This is a genomic window from Psychrobacter sp. NZS113 (assembly GCF_015864825.1).
In the GTDB taxonomy this organism is placed as follows: Bacteria; Pseudomonadota; Gammaproteobacteria; order Pseudomonadales; family Moraxellaceae; genus Psychrobacter.
Map to the genome: position 1 here is coordinate 15,867 of NZ_JADYWL010000007.1, position 22,496 is coordinate 38,362.

At 44.2% G+C, this 22,496-nt stretch carries 14 protein-coding genes; 8 read left to right on the forward strand and 6 right to left on the reverse strand.

Going from position 1 to position 22,496, the window contains the following annotated elements; translation table 11 throughout:
- Positions 1–321: 321 nt before the first annotated feature.
- From I6E61_RS11125 to I6E61_RS11135, 3 genes are all read right to left on the reverse strand, one after another.
- Positions 322–777 (reverse strand): hypothetical protein, encoded by a 456-nt coding sequence (locus I6E61_RS11125; protein WP_197134750.1) that lies wholly within the window; start codon positions 775–777, stop codon positions 322–324.
- 141 nt (positions 778–918) lie between these two features.
- Positions 919–2,502 carry an apolipoprotein N-acyltransferase gene (lnt, locus tag I6E61_RS11130; protein ID WP_197134753.1) on the reverse strand — a complete coding sequence of 528 codons (1,584 nt, stop codon included), beginning with the start codon at positions 2,500–2,502 and terminating at the stop codon, positions 919–921.
- 242 nt (positions 2,503–2,744) lie between these two features.
- Positions 2,745–3,644 (reverse strand): CBS domain-containing protein, encoded by a 900-nt coding sequence (locus I6E61_RS11135; protein WP_197134763.1) that lies wholly within the window; start codon positions 3,642–3,644, stop codon positions 2,745–2,747.
- A gap of 276 nt (positions 3,645–3,920) precedes the next feature.
- Here I6E61_RS11135 and I6E61_RS11140 point away from each other — a divergent pair, with 276 nt between their 5' ends.
- The gene (locus I6E61_RS11140) at positions 3,921–5,297 is read left to right on the forward strand and encodes a DUF4105 domain-containing protein (protein WP_197134766.1); all 1,377 of its coding nucleotides are present in this window, start codon (positions 3,921–3,923) and stop codon (positions 5,295–5,297) included.
- A gap of 38 nt (positions 5,298–5,335) precedes the next feature.
- On the opposite strand, the gene I6E61_RS11145 is transcribed toward I6E61_RS11140, so the two are convergent.
- Positions 5,336–5,938: a YcgN family cysteine cluster protein gene (locus tag I6E61_RS11145; protein ID WP_197134769.1), complete on the reverse strand. Its 603-nt coding sequence runs from the start codon at positions 5,936–5,938 to the stop codon at positions 5,336–5,338.
- A 145-nt stretch (positions 5,939–6,083) separates the two neighbouring features.
- Here I6E61_RS11145 and I6E61_RS11150 point away from each other — a divergent pair, with 145 nt between their 5' ends.
- From I6E61_RS11150 to mutY, 4 genes are all read left to right on the forward strand, one after another.
- A complete protein-coding gene (locus I6E61_RS11150) occupies positions 6,084–6,821 on the forward strand; it encodes a dienelactone hydrolase family protein (RefSeq protein WP_197134772.1) in 738 nt (245 codons plus the stop codon).
- 312 nt (positions 6,822–7,133) lie between these two features.
- Complete coding sequence (locus I6E61_RS11155; RefSeq protein WP_227685840.1) at positions 7,134–10,304, forward strand: DUF2339 domain-containing protein; 3,171 nt, start codon at positions 7,134–7,136, stop codon at positions 10,302–10,304.
- Positions 10,305–10,447: 143 nt separating this feature from the next.
- The gene (gene ylqF, locus I6E61_RS11160; protein WP_194197954.1) at positions 10,448–11,404 is read left to right on the forward strand and encodes a ribosome biogenesis GTPase YlqF; all 957 of its coding nucleotides are present in this window, start codon (positions 10,448–10,450) and stop codon (positions 11,402–11,404) included.
- A 243-nt stretch (positions 11,405–11,647) separates the two neighbouring features.
- Positions 11,648–12,889, forward strand: a complete 1,242-nt coding sequence (gene mutY / locus I6E61_RS11165; protein ID WP_197134774.1) for an A/G-specific adenine glycosylase — start codon at positions 11,648–11,650, stop codon at positions 12,887–12,889.
- 133 nt (positions 12,890–13,022) lie between these two features.
- Here mutY and I6E61_RS11170 read toward each other — a convergent pair whose 3' ends face one another.
- Positions 13,023–13,925, reverse strand: a complete 903-nt coding sequence (locus tag I6E61_RS11170; protein ID WP_197134776.1) for an acyl-CoA thioesterase II — start codon at positions 13,923–13,925, stop codon at positions 13,023–13,025.
- Positions 13,926–14,303: 378 nt separating this feature from the next.
- Positions 14,304–17,192: an RNA polymerase-associated protein RapA gene (gene rapA / locus I6E61_RS11175; protein ID WP_197134778.1), complete on the reverse strand. Its 2,889-nt coding sequence runs from the start codon at positions 17,190–17,192 to the stop codon at positions 14,304–14,306.
- Positions 17,193–17,837: 645 nt separating this feature from the next.
- Here rapA and I6E61_RS11180 point away from each other — a divergent pair.
- The 3 genes from I6E61_RS11180 (at position 17,838) to I6E61_RS11190 (ending at position 22,491) form a co-directional block, all read left to right on the forward strand.
- Positions 17,838–20,147, forward strand: coding sequence for a sensor histidine kinase (locus tag I6E61_RS11180; protein WP_197134780.1), 2,310 nt, complete (start codon positions 17,838–17,840; stop codon positions 20,145–20,147).
- Between the two features lie 111 nt (positions 20,148–20,258).
- Positions 20,259–21,215 carry a response regulator gene (locus I6E61_RS11185; protein WP_197134783.1) on the forward strand — a complete coding sequence of 319 codons (957 nt, stop codon included), beginning with the start codon at positions 20,259–20,261 and terminating at the stop codon, positions 21,213–21,215.
- Positions 21,216–21,549: 334 nt separating this feature from the next.
- Complete coding sequence (locus tag I6E61_RS11190; protein WP_197134786.1) at positions 21,550–22,491, forward strand: D-2-hydroxyacid dehydrogenase; 942 nt, start codon at positions 21,550–21,552, stop codon at positions 22,489–22,491.
- The last annotated feature ends 5 nt before the right edge of the window (positions 22,492–22,496 follow it).

Genomic DNA, 22,496 nt, shown 5'->3' on the forward strand with positions numbered 1-22,496 from the left:
TATTCCTTTAAAGATCATATTGGTAATGACCAAGCCCCTATTTATTCCGATGGGCGGTCATATAGGCGAAGTATTGTTGCACTTGGTTATATTCAAGTAAAGAAAAAATTGGTTAAAAATTACACAATTACCCATAAAAAAAGCCCGTTCTCAATAGTTGAGAACGGGCTTTTTTTATGAGTCTCGAGGACACTACTATTATACTTATAGCACTGTTGATAGAGACTTCATAATGCTTTCACTTGAATATATGTTACTTGAATACCTATCACTTGATAGCTAAGTAGCACTATTAGATCATGTAAATGTCCATATTACAGACTACTGTGCCGCTGCCGTATCATCAGCTACGTCGCCAGCTTCCAAATCACCATCTGCTTGCTCTGCAGTCAAATCAGCATCAGCCACAGCGGCTTGGCTAACGGTGCCAGAGGCAGTCGCGGAGCCCGCTTCGGCTGTCACTACTGCGCTGTCAGTAGAACCTTCAGCAGTAGAATCTCCAGCAACTGTGGCTGGCGTAACCGTTGCATCTGCTGCAGTATCAGTTGCTGCTGGCGCTGTTTCATCAGCTGGCACAGCAGCATCTTCAGCGGCAGTCGCTTCTGCTTCATCAGCAGCGGCTAATTCCTCAGCAGTCTGAACAGTAATGTGCTGTCCTGCTGGACGTAAAAATCCAGAAACACCAATTAGTAAGACAATACCTAAAAACAAGGCAATACCACCTAAAGTGTATAACAGCTCTTTTTTTGGATTGTTATTGACGATACCTTCTGACATACCTGATCCACCTTGCACAAAATATTTGAAATATTGGCCTATTATATCGCAATTTATACCGATTTGTTAAAACCCTTAAGTATTTAAAGGATTTATTATCGGCAAACTTTGCCAGTCTCTTTTATAGCCTAGCACCGTCTCTTATTTGCGTGACGCGCCCAAACGCAGTTGAGCGACCCCACGCTTGCCAAAATAGCTTAATAGCAATAGCAGCGCCATAACGAATAAAATAGGATAATTACCGAAGCGCATATAAGGCGTACTACCAACTCGCGCTTGGACATTGCCTCGTAATACGGTGCGCTCAAACTGCGGTGCACGCTCAACGATATGGCCTTTATGATCGATAATAGCCGTGACGCCTGTGTTGGTCGCACGCATAAACCAACGACCATTCTCTAATGCACGCATCTGTACCATCTGTAAATGTTGCAACGGACCTGCTGACTTACCAAACCAGGCATCGTTTGAGATGGTCAATAAAAAGTCCGTACCGACCGCATTTCTACGAGTGGTATCAGGATAGGCCACTTCATAACAGATTGCCGTACCTAAGTTATGACCACGTACACGCAGTGGTGACTGCTCGTCATTGCCACGGCTATAGCTCATAATGTCTTTACTACCAGCCAAGTCAGGTAACACATCTAGCAACCCTTGAAACGGAATATACTCACCAAACGGCACCAAACGCTGCTTTTTATACAACCCTTCTCCTTCTGCGCCTAAAGCAATCACACTATTATAAAAAGGTGCATACTTATCGGTGCTGGCATCATAAGCGGCTTGGTCTACATACGGTATACCAGTTACCCATGTCGTATCAGTCTCATTGGCCAGTTTTGCCATTTCATTGATAAAATCAGCTGCTGCTATCTGAGACATAGGAATCGATGATTCAGGCCATAATACAAGGTCACTTCCCCACTCTGTGCTCGTTAACGTTGCATAGATGTTTAGGGTTTCGAGTTGATATTCATTCAACCATTTTAAATCTTGAGGGATATTACCTTGAATCAACGATACAGACAGATCTGGCGTACCTTTTGGCTTGGTCCATTGCGGATTTATCAGCCATAACGCGCTGCTAATCACTAATAAAGCGATCGAAGGAATCATATAGCCGCCACGGCGACGCAACAGCTCGACCACGCTGGCAGCCAATAATACGGCAACGAACGAGATAGCAAACACCCCAGCGACTGGAGCGAGTGATGACAGCCAAGGCTGCTCTGTAAAGGCATAACCAAGGAACAACCACGGAAATCCGGTGAGCAGCCACGTCTTCATCCACTCTTGCAGTATCCAAAGCGCGGCAAAAGATAACGGCTGACGGCCGACCATTCGATTGAAAACCAGCGCCAAAAAGCCATGGAACAAGCCCATGCCTAGCCCCATAATGGCAATCATCAGCAGCGCCAGCCATACGGGAATGGCACCATACGTATGAATGGAAGTGTAAAGCCAAAATGCCCCAACACACCATAGCCCTGTGCCATAGGATTGACCGATCAAAAAAGCACGCTTGCCACTCATATCAGGCATCAATAATGCATATAAAATAGCAGGCGACACCAATGCTACAGGCCACACACCATAAGGCGCGAGTGCAAAGATAAACACCGCACCTGCCAGCAAGGCAATTAGCACGGTCAATGCTAGAGGTAAGCCCTTTGGCTTCTCGGGGTTCAGGCGTTTTTGCAAATCAACAGTAGACAGACGCATAGCAGGTATCCAAAACCATATTTTTCAAAATTTTAAGCGTCAGTATTCAGGTAAAAACCAAGCTGAAACTGACCGTATAATATTCTATACCGTATCTAAAAATTAAACCTGCCCATGATACCAGTCTCAACCTATTAATAGGTAACATTGCGTAGCATGCACTAATCACAGACCAAAAAAAACACGACCGCAATCGTGTTTTTTTATATTTCTCGATAAAATTTTAGATGGCTAGCAAGAGATTAATGACTGCCTATCAAAACTTGCTGGTTAGCATCCGTTTTGGTCAGCTCTAGATTTTGGATAAAACGTCCTTCAACATCAGTAATAGTGATTTTCCAATCATCTATTACGACGCTCTCACCTTCTAAATCACCCACGAAGCCAAGTGCTTGCATGACCAGACCGCCCATCGTATCGACATCGGTATCATCAAAGTGACAGCCAAGCTCATCATTACAGTCTTCTATCACCGTAGATGCCTGCACACGCCACGTATTTGGCTTTTCAGGATCGGCGATAATATTATTAATATCACTATCTTCATCGAAGTCATCATGCTCATCGACGATATCACCAACTATTTCCTCGAGCAAATCTTCCATAGTGACCACGCCGCCAAAGTTACCAAACTCATCGACGACAATTGCCATATGCACTTGCGTACGTTGTAGTGAGCGTAACAAGGTGTCAGAACGTGCTGTCTCACTAATATATAGTGGCTGACGCACCAAATCTCTGAGACGTTTACTGTCTATTTTATCTTCTTGGTCACGCACCATATGGACGAGAATAGGTATCAAATCTTTTGCCAAGAGGATACCAATGACGGCATCATCATCTTGACTGTCAAAAACAGGATAGCGCGAGTGTGTGGTCTCAAGAATGATATCCATCACTTCGGCGAGACTGGTACTTTCATGCAGACCAATCACTTGCGGGCGCGGGGTCATGATTTCACGCACTTGGGTCGCAGGCAGGTCGAGCACGCCTTCTAACATATCGACAGTATCAGGCTCTAAGAATTGACGCGAGTCTTGTACCAAACGAATCAATTCATCACGGGTTTCAGGGGCGGTCGATAGCCAGCGTTTTAAGCCGCGCATCGACCAACTACTCGGGCTGGGAGTGTCGTCAGACATGGTAGTGTGGTTTAACCTCTTTAGTTAATAAAAATTTAGTTAATAAAAGTCAAAGTAAGAACAAACAACAGGTAAAACGTAGATGGGGATAAAAACAGTAAACAAAATAGGTCGCGTATCATTAATTCAGTATTAAATCATAAACAAACCACGACAAATTAGCTTCACTTTATCTTATGACTCACTGACATTCAACGACAAATTCACTCAAATTGTATTGTCAGTGTGTTATGAATTTTGCTATGGTCAAAGCCTTTATCCACTAAGAAAAACGCTATGTCGCTACGTTCTGTTTTTTCTCGCCTGCTTTCGCCGCGCTCAAATCATCGTCGTTCAGATAACGATATGGCTCGTGGTGGCGTAAATCATAGCGGCGTAAATCATAGCGGCGCAAATAACCATAACGTAGAAAGCAGCTCTGTGAAAAGCAACTCTCTGAATGGTACTCCGTCAAAGTCTACGTGGCGACATTATATTGTGCAGTGTCTAATCATCATTACGCTGTTACTATCAGCCATTTGGTTGCTGCTTGCCATTTGGTATCAGTTTGGCGAGCGCTCGGCCATCACTTGGCTAGCAGGGATCATGATTGTTGGTGTACTGACAGCATTGCTCAAAAGCCGCTATTGGCTAAAAAGTGCTAAGCCATCAAATAGCCAGCCTTTGACGAGTCAAGCAAAAACCAGTGGCAAAACCAGAACTAAGTGGTTAACGGCTTTATACGCTGCGATTTGGTTTTGTGGCGTTGGCTGGTTTTTTTCTATTGAACCGCAGCAAGAGCATGACTGGATGAGCGAAGTCAGCCAACGTGTCTCTTATGAGCGTGATGCAAACAACCCTGATTTGATTACCCTGACCAATATTCGTAACTTTGACTGGCATACCGCCGAGGATGCCACCGCGCATTGGGATACTCGCACGATCGATATGTCCAAACTCTCTGGTGTCGATGTCATCAACTCTTATTGGATGGGGCCACTGATTGCCCATACCTTAGTCAGCTTTCGCTTTGAAGATGATCGACCACTCTCCTTTTCATTTGAGATTCGTAAAGAAAAGGGTGAATCATTTTCTGCCCTCGCTGGGTTTTTTAGACGCTACGAGCTCAGCCTGATTGCCGCAGAAGAGCGCGATATTATCTACACACGTAGTAACGCGCGCGGCGAGCAAGTTTATCTATTTCCTGTTAGCAATTTGCAGCAACACGAGGTCAAGTCGCTATTTGAGTCTTACTTGACTGCTGCCGATGAGTTGAATGCAAAGCCTGCTTGGTACAATACGCTGGCCAGTAACTGTACCAATATTATTTTTTATATGGCGCGTATCGTCAGTGGCGATCGTCTGCCATGGGATTACCGCATCTGGGTCTCTGGCTGGCTACCGAACTATCTATATAATGTCGGCATGTTAGATGCCAACCCAGAAAGCAATGGTCAGCCGTGGTCAATGGATACATGGTACGAGCGTACCCATATCAATCCAAAGGTTAAAGGGTTTGATAATCAAGTGAATCTAGCGTCTGGCAATAATAGTCACGAGAACGGCCGCGAGTTCTCTGAACAGATTCGTCAGGACATCCCTATCCCGCCACTGGCTGATTCACAAGATAGCGCGGAGGCCAAAGCCAAATCTGCGGCTCAGGCTTCTGACTAAGAATAATCTGGCATTTATACAGGGTTGACGAAGGTTGGCTAAGGGTTTACCCAATGAACCACTCGATCTTCCATTTCTTCATCAGACATGCCCGTCTCGGAGACACAGCGCCCTGCCACGCCGACATTGGCAGCGCGCATTTTTTGCTGCGTCGCCACGGCATTTTGTGTCAATAATAAGTGCCAGCTTGGCAAGCTTTGTCCTTTATACAACCGCTTATAGGCACAGTGCGATGGTAGCCACATCATCTGCGGCAGGTTGTCCATGGCCAGTTGAATACAATCTGGCACATGCTCTTGGCGTGTCGCATACTGACCACAGTATCCTGTCGCACAGTCCATCAGCTGACAAGTTACATCGGTATACTCGACTAGCTCCTCGTCCACATCGCCATTCTCATCTTCATCGATGTATTTAATTAAACAGCAACTGCCGCAGCCATCACACAAAGCTTCCCATTCGCTATGGTTCAACTCATCTAGCTTAAAGCGTTCCCAAAACTGTGGGCGCAATGTTTCAGATGCTTCATCCGATTCGCTGTCAGCAAACAGGCTCACGATTGGTTTAGTTTCTGATTTCACCTGCGAGACATAAACATCAGGTAAGTTATCAGTAGATTTGTTCAACAAATTCATAGTCATAGCGTCGCAGTAGCATTTTAATAAAGAGCGTTACACTATTATAGCTGTTTTTGCTGATTATGGGCGTTAAGGTAGTACAAGTTAGAAAAACGAACTCTTAGAATGACAAATAAATAAAACTCACAACATAAAAAAGGACAATAATATGTCAATTAAAACATTTGAATTAATCAGCACTACTGAAAATGGCATCGAACTTATTAGCTATGTCGCATTGCCAGAAAACGCATCAGACGATAACCCAGTACCAGGTATTTTAGTGGCTCCAGAATGGTGGGGCGTGGTCGATCATCCGAAATCAGTAGTCGAGCGCTTGGCAGAAGCAGGTTATGCAGCAGTAGCGATGGATGTCTATGGTGAAGGTAAGCTGACCACCGATGCAGCGCAAGCCAACATGTGGATGGAGCAAGTACTTGAAGATCAAGACATGCTTATGGCACGTTGCCGTTTGATACTCAATGACTTTAGTGATCAATTAGCTGTTGATGGTGACAATTTAGCAGCGATTGGCTATTGCTTCGGCGGCAAAATCGTCCTAGATATGGCACGTGAAGGCATGCCATTAAAAGCGGTTGCTACGTTCCATGGTAATCCATCACCAAAACAGCCAGCAGACAAAAACTTCACGGCCAAAGTATTGGTCGCCCATGGCCGTGATGACTCGATGGTCTCAATGGATGCCATCGAAGGTCTTAAATCAGAGCTAGATGCCGCCGATGTGGACTACACTATCGATGTCTATGACAATGCCAAGCATGGGTTTACCAACCCGCATGCCGATGAGCGTGCTGCCAAAAATGAAGTCGATCTTGGCTACAACGAAGCCGCTGCCAAACAAAGCTGGGAAAACATGCTTGAGTTTATGAAAGCCAACTTGGCATAAGTTGTAACAACAGAGAAGCGTAAAAGCTCTCGGTATACCGCAAAGGTTAAATAGCAAATAAAATAAAAAAAGGGCCGCTTAGTATTTAAGCGGCCCTTCTTTTTGAGTAGCTTTTCATAAATGACCTTTCAAATATAGTCAAAGAAGTCTAAAACAGATACAAGGCAGCCGACTGCAAATTGTACAAGCAGTACATTTAAGGAGGGTAACACAGTAGCAGTTTAGTAGTTCTCTGACTATAAGTCGCAAGGACAGTATTGTACTTCTTAGCAAATAACGTCATTATCACTGCATTATAAGTTGTATTGAGTGATGAAGATGTTTTATCTATTGATAAACCAACTGGGTTGGTTGGCTTTTACCGCACTATTAATTGTGGTGGTCGTACTCTACGTCAGAATTAATCGGCAGATTGGGCAGCTACGCCGTGATGTAAACAAACTACAAACCGAGCTTGTGCAGCAAAAAGTCAATCACGCCACTCCCTCAGGTATTCAATCAATCGAAAGCAATGCTGCTAGCAATAGTGATGCTACGAAAGAGAACCTAAATGAAAGTTCAACTCTCAACACAATAGATGAAACAAATACAATAGCACAGACATGGCCACCATTACCGCCAACAACTGCTACAGTCTCAAATCTACAAGCAAACCCTTTATCAAATCCGTTATCAAAAAAGGCATCGAACAGCTCTGACAATGAGCCTACCGAAACATTAGGCTTGATAAAAAACAAAACGCTAACCACCGCGATTCAACCAGACGAAAGCTCTTTACCTATCGTCACCTCACTGTTCCATTCTATTAAAAACTGGTTTTTCGGTGGCAATTTAGTGGTGCGTGTCGGCGTATTGGTGCTACTCGTTGGCGTGGTATTACTGCTGCGCTTACTCAGTGATTATATTGAAATTCCGATTGCCTTCAAACTCATGGCCATTGGTGGCGCAGGTTTAGGATTAGCAGCACTGGGGCTAAAGCTAACCGCAAAACGGTTCTCTTATGGCATTACGTTACAAGGCGCAGGTCTAGCTATTGCGTACTTGAGCACCTTTTTTGCTTATAGTGTCTATCAAATTATTCCAAGTTTACCGAGCTTTATTGGGCTTGGCATATTATCTGCCGTCACTGTTGCCCTCGCCGTCCGTCAGAACGCCTTCCCATTGGCGTTGCTAGCATTGTCTGGTGGTTTTTTCGCACCGATTTTGACCAGTGAAGATACAGGCAGTCTAGTTGCCTTGTTCAGCTATTATCTACTGCTAAATGTGGCCATTGCCATCATTGGTCATTACCGCCCGTGGAAAATTTTGAATTTATTCGGTGTGACTGTGACATTTGGCCTCGCCTATTATTGGGGAATCAGCGGAAATCTAGACGCTGTCATTGATTCACAGCGTTGGTCATTGGCTTTGTTGGTTGCCTTACATTTGAGTCTTTACCTGTTTGTCGTGATTCGCTACGCACAGCAAATCATCGCTTACAACACCGATAACGAGCAGGCAATTAATCAGGCCAATCGTACCAGCTCTGACGACACCGAAAAACCAGATACTGACCAGCATGCCTACCTGTTTCCTATCGACACGGGATTATTATTTTCAGTGCCACTGATGGCATTCGGTTTATTTGCTGCGATATTAGATGGTATTCCTCATGCCTTGACCATCGTCAGTGCGATTTTAGGGACAATTTATCTTAGCTTAGGCTGGCTATTCGTCCAACGCAGTCAGCGTTATGCGTTGATTACCGAAGGCATGTTGGCACTCGGGTTCGGCTTTTTAGCTTTGGTCATTCCGCTCGCGTTAGATGCTGAATGGATTGCGTTTGGGTGGTCAGTCCAAGGACTGGCTCTCGTGTGGTTTGGTAGGCGCTCCTTACGTGCATGGTCAGTATTACTTGGTCTGTTATTACAGCTCGTCAGTATCGGTATGTTAGTGCTTACTCTTATATTCTCTGGCAAAGACTATCCTATTTTAGCCTTAAGTATTTCAGCCATTGCTTATCTAACTTCTGTCTTTATTTTACGTAGTAGCCACTCGCCCGCACTATTAAATGATAGCTTGCGCGACGATTTATCCGATTCAACCGATTCAACAATACTTAAAACGTCCACCACGACCTCAGACCCGATAGACACTTATGCCAATGCATTGGGTATCAGTACTGATGCCGCGCGCCAATGGCTGACATCTATCAATAGTCGAAGCACAGCGTTCAATATCGTGTGGCGCAGTCCTAGATTCATACAGTTTTTGACGATGACTGCAATGGCATGGGTACTGCATGTGCTGCTGCTTGATTTTCATCAATGGTTTACCCATTGGCAGCTAGCCACATCAACCATGATTGCACTCACAGCACTGATTACCCTTAGCATTTACTGGGTCATTAATCGTTACCATGCATGGACGGAAATCAGACAGCTTAGCCATGGCTTGTTATCCCTGTTTTATCTGATGCTGATACTACAGCTACCACAAAAATTTGAGCAGCACTTAGACTGGATGACCGCAGACTGGTTGCTATTTACAGGTTTACTCATTGGTTGGTTGGTTGTTGGACAGTTGTGGCTGAAAACATGGCATAGCGATGAGCGTTCATCACATTATGATAATACAAGCTGGCTAAGTGCTGGTATTTTGGTTGTCGCAGCAGCGGCACACTATGGTCTACCTGCCTCTGCTGGCGTGATGGCTGTCTTGATTCCAGCCCTATTCATGATCCTTGGATTATGGGGTGGTTATCGCTATCGCCGTGATGATCAAACAGACAAACAGGCAATTGAACTGATAACTGAAACTACCACACAGGGGTTGCTGTACTGGTTTGATTGGCAACGGGCACTGCTAAATAGTGCAGCCATCTTTGCGCCAATTGCCCTATGTTGGGTCATCATTACCAACTGGTCTTATGATGGCGTGATTTGGGGTATGCCCTATTTTCCATTGTTGAATCTATATGACGTTACCTCAGGGTTAGCGCTACTCGTTGGTTTTAGCGTTTATTACCTGAATCAGCAATATAATAACGAGCAGTCAAACCAAAAAAACACGCTCATCCAAAAGAATATTCAGAAAATTTTCACTACTAATAATTTGCTGATTGTTTTAGGTCTTGTTAGTTTTTGGCTGATATCCAGCATCCTTATCAGGACACTTCATGCCTTTATTGGTACTCCACTATGGAATGACTATCAAGGCGGCGCGTGGCAAAGCGAGCAAGTTCAGACTGGACTGACCATGTTGTGGACGCTTTTGGCATTAATCGCCACTATTATGGCCAGTCGCTACTGGCAGCGTGCGCTTTGGTTTATGGGTATCGGGCTATTGGGTGTGGTTGTACTCAAACTGGTCTTGGTCGACCTGTCACAGACCGAAGCAATTTGGCGGGTCATATCCTTCCTTGGCGCAGGTAGTTTGATTCTGCTCATTGGTTATTTGGCACCGTTACCGCCGGCGCACGATGAGATCACGGATAAGACGTAACCATAACCTGATCACGACCTCACATGATGGTTAAGTGAAATTGTGGCGTGAGTAATGTGGTTCTGTAGTAAACTGGACACCATTAGAAAGTAAACGTTGATTGTTTTACTTTTAGCATTTTTTATAAAAGGTTATGAAAGCAGATGGATAAGAGAGCAAGTATTCAGTGGTTCCCTGGGCATATGAACAAAGCCCGTAACGAAATCAAAGAAATCATGCCACAGATGGATTTGGTCATCGAGGTCATCGATGCGCGTATCCCTTATAGTAGTGAAAACCCAATGGTCGCAGCACTGCGCGGTGAAAAACCTGTCATCAAAATCCTGAACAAAGCTGATCTTGCTGATCCAGAGTTGACCCAAATATGGATGGATTATCTCGAGCAGCAGAGCGGTGTAAGAGCCATTGCTTGCGATACCGAAAAAGCCAACGACGTAAAACGCATCATCGCCATCTGTAAACAACTCGTTCCTAATAAAGTCGGTACGGGTCGTCAAATCAAAGCCATGATTATGGGTATTCCAAACGTTGGTAAATCAACGTTGATTAACACCTTAGCAGGGCGCGCTGTCGCAAGAACCGGTGATGAACCTGCCGTGACCAAATCGCAGCAGCTGATTAAGCTGGACGATGACATCATGCTCTATGACACGCCTGGTATGCTATGGCCAAAAGTTGAAAACGAAAACTCTGGCTATCGTCTAGCAGCGACTGGCGGTATTCGTGATACGGCTTTTGACTTCGCTGATGTCGCTAGCTACACCGCTGAGTACTTAATGCACGCCTATCCTGAGCTACTAAAAACCCGCTATAAAATTGAAGAACTGCCAAAGACTGATTGGGAGTTTTTTGAAGTCGCTGGTCGTAATCGCGGCTGTGTACGTTCGGGCAATCAAGTCGATACATACCGCATGTCTGAGATTCTCATTAATGAATTACGTAGTGCGAAACTTGGACGTATTACGCTTGAGACACCAGCTATGACTGAGGCTGAAGAAATCGTGGTCGCTAAACAGCGTATCGCTGCTGAAGAAAAGAAAAAAGCCAAAGAAGAAGAAAAGCGTTTGCGTCGCTTGAAAACGCGGAAAAATAGGAAGTAAACGTCCACTAGGATATTTCGTAGGGTGCGCCTAGCGCACCTGTTGTGTTTTTCATAACCACCTCTACATACCTAAAAATACGCTTAGATTTTACTTGGCAAACAACAGAGTTAATTGCCACTTTATCCAATAATACTGACGACAAAGCTCACCTACCTGCATCTTGTATCAATCGTATTACACCCCATAAATAACCTTAATATCAAATTCTATATATCCCTGTTCAACTTACAAGGAATACTCTTGCCTACTCAATTTTCTCAGTCACCTACTTCCCTAAACTCCTTCGCCCCACGCCTACTCGATTGGTTTGCCGAAAATGGACGCCATGACTTACCTTGGCAACAGCACCAAACCGATACGCCCAATCCTTATATTGTTTGGTTATCCGAAGTGATGCTCCAGCAAACGCAAGTGACGACTGTACTGCCCTACTTTGCACGATTTATGGCGTCGTTTCCGACAGTGCAGGATTTGGCAGCAGCAGAATGGGATACCGTAGCAGAGCATTGGGCAGGACTTGGCTACTATGCACGCGCGCGTAATTTGCATAAAGGTGCCAAGCAATTGGTCGAAGTAATCGATGAAACGGGCGAGTTTCCACAGACACTCGCAGCATGGGAAGCGATCTCGGGCGTTGGGCCATCGACTGCTGGTGCCATTATGGCGATGGGCTTGCATCATTATGGCGTTATCTGTGATGGCAACGTCAAACGAGTCATCACGCGCTGGGCGGCGATTGACGGTGACATTACCAAGTCTGCTACGACTAAAGAGCTTTGGGCACTGGCGGAACGCTTAACACCTAGCAAGTATTCCGGATTATTTGCACAAGCGATGATGGATATGGGTGCAACCTTATGCACCCGTAGCAAACCTGCCTGTCTATTGTGTCCACTCAAAGAAGATTGCCTAGCGCATGCGCAAGGACGCGAGACTGATTATCCAGTCAAAGCGAAAAAACAACCCAAGCCTAGTAAGTTCAGTAATGCGTTATTGATTAAAGATACTAGTGACAATATTTTATGGCTACAACGCCCTGATAACGGTATTTGGGGTGGATTGTGGAGCTTACCTTTGCAGTTCGTAGAAAAAATTGAGGGTAAAGCGAGTGGCAGCACTGCGAAAAAAGTAGAGACTAGCGACAATAAACCATCGGATATGCTAAATGACGTACGTAGTAATGAAAAAGTATATGAGACAGAATTTACCACTGCTGAGCAGATTATCAATGAGTGGATGATAAAAAATGAATTAGTAGCAGCACCTATCAGCAAGACTTTACTAGATGAAGCGCCTATTAAACATTCACTAACGCACTTTCACTGGTATTTGACCCCGCAGTCCGTGACGTTAAATACTAAACAAGCTGCCGAGATAACCAAAGCACTGCAAGCCGCCGACATTAATATTAATTGGTTGAATACTAACGATGCTCAAGCAACACTTGGATTACCACGAGCGATGGTCAAGATTTTAGAATAATCTTATAACCTATATTTCCGTACCAACCATGCTCAAACCAGCTGATTAAACAACCATCTCATATGCCATAAAAAAAGCGACTCACTATTGATAGTGAGTCGCTTTTTCTTTAGTCGTTATAATATAGTTAGCGCTAAGACTTCGGCACACGTAATCGCATCAAGCCTTCTTGTTGTACCGTGGCAACCAGCTTACCATTTTGCCAAAACTGACCATGGTTCAGCCCTTTGGCATTAGATGTGGTATCACTCCACATATCGTATAGTAGCCAATTATTTAAATCAAAGTTACGATGAAAATGCATCGAATGATCGATACTGGCGGCTTGCAGACCACTGGTCATAAAGCTCACACCATGTGACATCAGCCCTGTGCCCACCAAATAAAAATCAGATGAAAACGCCAAGAGCGCTTGCTGAATCGCCACTGGTTGATTGCCCAGCTCACGGATACGCAGCCAGTTTGCCTGCTTTGGTTTCATTGGTTCTGGATTGATAGGGTCACGTGGTTTAACCGGTTTAATCTCGACATGACGACGACGCATAAAGCGTGATTTCAGCGCATCTGGCACTTTACCGATATGCTCTCCTTTCAGCTCCTGCTCAGCGAGCAAGTCTTCAGGTGGCGGATAAACAGGCATGTCTTCCTGATATTCCAAACCCTCTTCCATCGGTGAAAACGAAGCAATCATTGAAAATATCACTTGCTCAACCGGTGGCTTACCACGTGCTTCTTTATATTGAATCGCTGTCACTTCGCGTGCAGACAGACTGCGGCCATCGCGCAATCGACGCACCTGATAAATCACTGGCTGGTTGATATCACCACCACGCAAAAAATACCCATGCAATGAATGGCAAGGCTTGTCTTTATCCAACGTATGAGCCGCTGCCATAATCGCTTGTGCCAGCACTTGCCCACCAAAGATACGACTGCCGACATAGTCATGGCTCTTACCCTCAAATACATCAGGGGTAACTTCAATAAGCGCGACAGTAGCCAGCAGCTCATCTATCAGTTGCGAATAATCGGACATGACGATATGTTTCCTTATTTTTATCAAAAACGCTAACTATCTGAAGACAAGTGCCCAATCATATCAATATGATACAGCGACAAATCCTTTGCGTTTGAATTCAAAATAATATGAAATCACTTGCTGAAAGTACACAAGAGAGATTGTAGAACAAAAATACAGTCATAGCAGCGCTATCGCTAGTATTTATTATAAATAGAAAAAGGTAATCATATTACCCAATATCGATAGCTTTGGCTAGGTAGCGACAGACTACTTGGGAGTATCCATTTGATTGTTAGACTACGACAATAGATGACCATACACTGGTAAATGTCGATATTAGCCATAGAGAACGAGGCTTTTTATATCACCTCGTTCTTTATCTTTGTCTCAAAATTACGGCTTCACGGCTACTAGCACACGGATAGAATCAGGTACTAATGACAAGTTGCTTAATGCTTGCTCGCCTTGTGCTTTTAGCTGCTCTAAACGCTCAATCTCTGCAGGGCGCACGTTAGGGTTGATGGTTTGCAAATGTTGTAGGCGTTTGATTTCACGCGACCACTGCTGGCTAAAGCGCGCGCTTGCTTGCTCACCAATCTCAGCCAACTGCTGACGGGCAATATCCTCAGCTTCATAATAACGCTGCTCAATCACATCGCCGCGCACTTTAATCACTTGGCGTGCACGGTTTTTATCCAAACGCTCAATATGCGGCATGATCATCTCAGCACTGATACGTGCTGATAAATCACTGCCCTGCTCACTGATAAAGACGCGAATGTTTTGCGTGGTCAATGTCGCTGGCAAATTGAGCATTTTTGGTGCTATCGCTTCTACGCGGAAATTCACTTCTAGCAGCACCATGCCTTGTGGTACAGCAGCACTTTTGAGCATTGCAACTGTGGTATTACCAAAGGTACTGGTACTCGCCAGCTCATAGATAGCACGCATCAATGGATGCTCATGAGTGATGAATTCGATATCTTCACGCTGTAGCGCTTGATCACGCTCAAACGTCAACGTCATACCGTCTTCGTCACCAAGTGGCAAACCATCGATATAGTCACTAATCTCAGTGCTATCAATCGGGGCGATAACCCAAGATCCATCACGCTGAATATTATGATCTATATTGGCCGAAGCAAAGAAACGCTCAATGAATTGCGGCAATAGATTATGCCCATCAAAATCACGCATGGCATCAGCGATACGCCCAGCAACACGCGGACGGCATGAGTTATACTCAAGCAAGCGATCGCGACCAGCTTGTAGCTGTGCTTCTAATCCCAATCTCGTCTGTAGCGCTTCGTCGATGATACCTTGTAGAATAACCTTGTTTTCGGCCGTATCTGCACCTTCTAGCATTGGCTTCAGCACTTGGATATATTGCTCTTGTACGCTCTGCGCCGTCGGTGAAATCTGATTGAACATATTCAGTGCATCGTTATACCAATGATACAGACGCTCTTGCGCCGTGCCTTGTACATAAGGCACATGCAACATGATTTGTTGCGTCTGACCGATACGATCTAGGCGACCAATACGCTGCTCTAAAGTATCTGGATTCGCAGGCAAATCCCATAATATCAACTGACTCGCAAATTGGAAGTTACGACCTTCTGAACCAATCTCTGAGCACAATAGTATCTGTGCGCCTTCACTGTCTGCGAAGAACGCTGCTGCTTGGTCACGCTCAAGCAATGTCATCTGCTCGGTAAAGATAGCTGTCTTAATGCCTGCATGCAGACGTAATACCGCTTCCAAACTCTCTACCGTCGCACCACTACGGGCAATCAACAGCACCTTTTGATGTTTCAGATCGCCGCGCAAGATATCAACCAACCAAGACACACGTGGGTCATCTTCTAGCCAGCCACCATCAGGTTGATTCTCTTCGCCCCATAGCTGCTCACGCAGTTTACCCGTGGTTTGATAGCTGTTTACCCATGCATCAGGTAATGGCAGCGGATAAGGCTGACTACTACGACCATAAAACCCTTTGACACTCTCACGGGTATTACGGAACAGGATACGACCAGTACCATGACGATCTAGCAGCTCGTTAAGCGCATAGGTACGCAGTTTTTCGTCGTCATTAATCCCTGCTAATTCATCAGCACCGAGCGTAAGCAAGCTACTCAACGCAGCGATTTGCCCGTCACTCAATGGCTTGTCTTCTATCAGTACACCAGCGACCGTTGCCGTTTCAGCAAAAGCGGCTTGACCATCGATAAACTCATCTAAATCATCAAAACGATCCGGATCGAGCAAGCGCAAACGAGCAAAATGACTCTGTGCACCAAGCTGCTCAGGTGTCGCTGTCAATAGCATGACGCCTGCCGTCTCTTCTGCAAAGTCAGCAATCAAGTCATATTTATCATTGCCGCCTTGTGCTTCATCCCAATGCAGATGATGCGCCTCATCGACCACCAATAAATCAAACCCTGCGTCCATCGCTTGGTCATACAAGTCAGGATGGTCAAGCAATAGATCCATACCAGCGATGATGCACTGCTCGGTCGCAAAGACGTTCTGTTCAGGATCGTGCTCTTTAATCGCTGCCGTACGTACCAAGTCAAACAAGGCAAAATTTAGATTAAAACGGCGGCGCAGCTCAATCATCCATTGGTATTGCAGACTATCTGGAACCAGAATGAGCACGCGCTCAGCCTTACCGGTCAATAGCTGCTGATGAATAATCAAGCCAGCTTCAATGGTTTTACCTAGGCCAACTTCATCAGCAAGTAAGACACGCGGTGCAATACGTTTACCGACTTCATGAGCGATATAGAGCTGATGCTCAATGATATCGACACGCGCACCCATCAGGCCTTTGAGTGGATGACCAGCCAGCGCTGATTGCATACGCAAGATATCTTGACGCAGCTCATACCAATCACCACGTTCAATGCGGCCAGCGAGCAGACGCTCAAGCGGCTTGGCAAGCGTGATGTTGGCAGCGAGACGAGTCTCCATGATGCCGCGCTCGTGTTCATCGACACTATATTTGAGCACACCCATCACTTCATCGACAGCATTGACCGTGTAGCATTTGCCGTCTTGGTCATAAATGCTGTCACCAGCTTTGAACACTACGCGCGATAATGGCGCAGAGTTTTTGGCATAGACGCGCGTCTCTTCGCTTTGCGGGAATAAGATATGCACACATCGGTCGTCAACATCGATGACCACACCCAAGCCAAGCTCAGACTCCGTATCAGATAAATAACGTTGACCAACGGCGAATTCAGTACTGTGCAATGAAGCGATAGAGATAGTCATAGGGCGATGTCTTTTGTACTCAGGTAGTAAGAAATTAGATAGATAGCTTAGAAAACAGCAATGGCGGCTAACGACCGCTAAATAAGGTTGTTTACACCGTAAAATGTCAAAAAGACATAAACGAAGTGCTACAACATCAATCGAGCCAGCAGTTTAGCCGACCATTATATAACGTTAGCGGGTAGATGAGTGCGTTAAGTTGACTTTTCAAGAGCAGATTCATACAAGATTATGTCAATGCTAAGCATAAGTTGGTCATATAAAACAATAAGATAACGACTCGCAAGTATATAAAAAACATTTACATCATAAAATTGTTTCTATACTGTTACTTTATGAAAACAGATGCATTTTTTGTTACGTTGGTTATTCATGTTTATTATTAATAAAAATATTTAGTGGCCCAATATCTAAAACCAGTTTTGTTCAAAACTGTACGAATATCACTGCTTTTATAGACACTTAACTTTTAAAGAAACATAACAGTTAAGCCTTAAAGCTATTTGCTTGACCTTTTCTTTTAGCCCATTCGACATTTGATATTCAGATTGAGGATACGCTTTAATAATCACGGCTCTTTTTCTACCCAAAAATACTGCTGATGGTATTTTTCGTACTTTATATAATTCAAGGATGAATACATTTATGAGTGCCTCCAAAAAAGTTGGCTTGCTCAACCAAGTCAGTACCCAAGTGACCGTTATTTTGTTTCTTGCTTTTGCAGTTGTTCTTGCCGTTGTCGTCTATATCGTCGAAAAAGAAGGTTATGAAAAAATCCGACTTGAGTCCGGAAAACTAGTGGCTCAACGAGGTAATACGGCAGTCAATAGCATCTCCTCAGATGTCAATCGTGTGATGCGTAGTGCATTGCAGCTACAGCAAAGTGCGCAGACACTACCACTACAAGAAAACATTCTACAAGCCAGTACTGCCAATGCTTTTGATAAGCGAGACTATAGCTTGCTAGGCAGCGGTGGTATTTGGCCTGATATTGGTGCGCTTGGTGAGGGTGCAGCTACTCATCCATTTTTGATGGTACGCCAAGAGGGTGATTACCGAGCCATCCTAACAGATCCAAATCCTGCCAATCCTTACTATAAACAAGACTGGTTTAATAAGGTAAGAGCCCTCAATCCTGACGGTTGTATTTGGGCTGATGTGAGCCCCACTCAGACCAAAGGCGAGCTTGCTATGAGCTGCGGCGTGGCTATCGAGCGTGACAATCAATTTTGGGGTGTGAGCACAGTAAACTTTACACTTAATCAATTACAAGAAAACATCGTCAATCTGAGTGAAAGCTCTGGTTCAGGTTATATTTTATTGCTTGATAATAGCAATAAGGTCATCGCCTCATCTAACCCCGAAAGCCTAAACTATATCGATGAAAAAACCGGTACACCGCTTGATATTAAGCAAGTGATTGACTCAGACCCTGCTTGGCAACCTATCTTAGATTTTTTAGAGACTCAGCATAGTGACATCATCAAACAAGTTGCGGCGAAAATCTCTCCAGAAGCCCAACAAATCATTGCAACACTTAATAAAACAGAAGCAACTGCTGTTAGTAGTTCTGAGCTTATCAACTATTCGGCTTATGTGAATGCCAGTGAAAACCATCAAAGTACGATGGACAGTCGCCTATTGCAGAATTTCGAGTTAACCAATGACAACTATTATAATGGTAGTCAGGCGTATGTTTTCCAGATTCCTGAAACCTACTGGAAACTCATCGTGGTACAGCCCGACTCTGCCGTCAATGCCATTGCAGATAACTTAAGCAAAAACCTGATCAGATCAATCATGTTAGCGTTACTTATCACCGTTGTGCTGATCTATTTCATGCTGACATTCTTGGCATTTAAACCATTGAAAGAGACCACAGACAAAATCTCTCTGGCTGAAAAACTGATTGATGACAAGCAATACAACAAGCTCAGCGAGGTCAAGTTTGCGGGTGGACGTAATGAGATTGGTCTAGTTAACCATTCTATCAATGAGCTACTTCATCGCATTCAGTCTAATGAAGGTAAGCTTGCCAATATCAATCAACAGCTAGAAGTGAAAGTCGAAGAACGCACTGCTGAGTTGCAAGACACCTTAAAAGAGCTAAAGAACTCACAACTGCAATTGATACGGTCTGAAAAAATGGCCACGCTCGGTCAGATGGTCGCAGGCGTTGCTCATGAAGTAAACACACCTTTATCCTATGTGCAGAACAACCTCGAAATCATTGGGCAATTGACAGCACAATATGAAGATTTGATTGCTTTGGTGCAAGGGTTGAAGACACTTAATACTAATGAAGCAGTGCCTACCACTGAAATCGAGAAACTATTGGCTGATATCGTTCGTGCTTCTGATGAAATCGAAGAGGATGACCTATCAGATGAGCTCAAAGAGCTGATTAAAGATTCCTTATTTGGTGTAGAACAGATTACCGAGATGGTACTCAATTTACGTAATTTTGCACGTCTTGATGAATCAAAAGTCAAAACGATCGATGTTCGCGAATGTATAGAATCTTCGCTAAAAATCGCTGGTAATTCTATTAGAAATCAAGAGATTGTCACCAACTTTGGCACAACGCCTGAAATCAAATGCTCACCATCACAAATCAATCAGGTGCTGGTCAACCTATTGAACAATGCCTCGCAAGCCATGGATGGTAATCCTGATGACAAAATCGAAGTGCGTACCTACGCTGATGATATCAACGTTTATATTGAGGTCAGTGATAACGGTAAAGGCATGAGCCAGTCCGTATTGGATCAAATATTTGAGCCGTTCTTTACCACAAAAGCAGCAGGTGAAGGTACTGGACTCGGCATGGCTATCAGTCAGCAAATTATGGAACAACATAATGGTGCGATTCAAGCCACATCAACCGAAGGCGTGGGCACGGTGTTTACCCTAACCTTGCCCATCGATAATCATTTAACAGAACAAAATATGTAAGCATAAGCGAAGTGTTAATTATATTGTCAGTGCAGCGCATAACCGGGCGGCACTGACAAAAGGAACAATACCTATAATTTAGCCCCTACTATTCATCGTAAGGATACGAACATGAATGAGATTGAAGACAACATACAGCCGTCTGTTCTAAGTACTGAACCCAAACCAAAAATTGCGTTTATCGATGATGAAAAACGCATTTTGCGCTCGATGAAACTGCTCTTTCGCAAAAGTCATGATGTTTTCATCACCACTGACCCCAACGAATATATTGATTACATCAAAAATAACCACGTGCATGTGGCCGTCAGCGACCAACGTATGCCTGAGCGTGTTGGTGTTGACATATTACGAGAAGTCAAAGAAGTTTCACCATCGACTATGCGTATTTTGCTTACTGGGTATGCCGATTTGAATGCTATTATTGGCTCTATTAACGACGGCGAAATTTATCGTTACCTAACCAAACCGTGTAAATCTGAAGAGCTTCAATCAGTTGTTGGCCGTGCCACCGAAATTGCTTTGACGTACAACCCTGATGAAAATGCAGATCAAATCGACAGCTCAGATAATAAGCAAACACTGTTGGTCATAGATGAGAACGATGAGTTGATTGAACAAATTCGCAAGCAATTTTCAAACAGCTATAAAGTATTACATGCTACCAGTTTAGAAGCTGCCTACGATTATCTTGCTAACTACGATATTGGAGTTTGTATCACAGATATTAATGTTGCTGGTGAGAATATCGCGCCTATTATCTTCACCTTAAAGCAAGATGCACCGCACCTAGTGGTATTAGTGCAAACACAGTTCCAAGATGCCAGTTTATTGATTGATCTTATTAACAAAGGTCAGGTATATCGCTGCTTACCAAAACCAATGCGTGCCAGCCTGCTAGAGATTAGCGTCAATCGCGCGTTCCGCCATCATAGCAATCTCAAAGCCAGCCCTGATTTGGTCAAACGTCACGAAGTAGAGCACGACCCTGAAAATGATATTCGTATTGATTTAAGCAATCGAGTGCGTAGTTTTATTGGTAAATTGCGCAAGCGTTTTTCGTTATAACCTGTTATTTATAAAAAAACAGCCACGGCGAAACCCTTATAAAAAACCCTTACATCAATTATGGCGTAAGGGTTTTTTATCATTTTATCTCTCACGTTAAAAACGTTAAGCACCAGACGCCTCATTGATAACTGATACCTCGCAATTTTTTGATTCATAGTCGTTCAGTAGGTCAGCTTCAACTTTCAATGCAATATTTTTAATCGCTGTTTCTGATTACTATTTTAATGCGATATTTTCAATCAACCGCTTTTGATTGACCAAGGCAACATGCTACATTACGTCGATAATCATTAAAACCAACTTTAAAATAACCATTCGATAAGGAATAACCATGCAAGCGGTTTTTTTAGACAAAGGCACTTTTTCTGATGGTATCGACTTACCTGTCCCAACAGGCATAAGCGACTACGTCACTTATAATGAGACCCCAAAAGACACTTCTGTTATTTTAGAGCGCTGTAAAGACGCCGATATTATCATTACCAATAAAGTTCAGATTAACGCTGAAGTAATAAGCAAACTGCCCAAGCTCAAACTCATTCAACTGACTGCTACTGGTATGAACAACGTCGATCAAGACGCTTGTAATGAGCACGGTGTTGCGCTTTTTAATGTCGCTGGTTATGCGGTCAAAAGCGTGCCCGAGCATACGTTTATGCTCATGCTAAATGCAATGCGCGCAGGCATTCACTACCATCAAAAAGTCTCTGATGGTACGTGGCAAGCGAAGGGTGATTTTTGCCTACTTGATATCCCGCTGATAGATTTGGAAGATAAAACGTTAGGTATCATTGGGGTTGGCACCATCGGTAAACGCGTCACCGAAATCGCGCGTGCTTTTGGTATGACCGTATTATGGGCGGAACAGCAAGGACGGGTGCCGCGTAATGACGACTATACAGCGTTTGAGGACGTACTTGCTCAGTCCGATGTTCTAAGCTTACATTGCCCATTAAATGCACAAACTCAGCACCTTATTAATGCAGATACCTTAGCAAAAATGGCTAAACAGCCGCTCATCGTCAATGTCGCTCGTGGTGGTATCGTCGATAGCCAAGCGCTGACTGATGCAATTAATGACGAGCAAGTCATTGGTTATGCCAGTGATGTGTTTGAACAGGAACCTATTGCTAATGATGACCCGCTATTGAGCTTAAAGAACCATCCACGTGTCATCTTTAGCCCGCACAACGCTTGGGGCAGTAAAAGCGCACAAGAGACACTGTGGCAGATGCTAAGCAAACAAGTCGCGGATTTTATCGAGACACATTAAAGGAC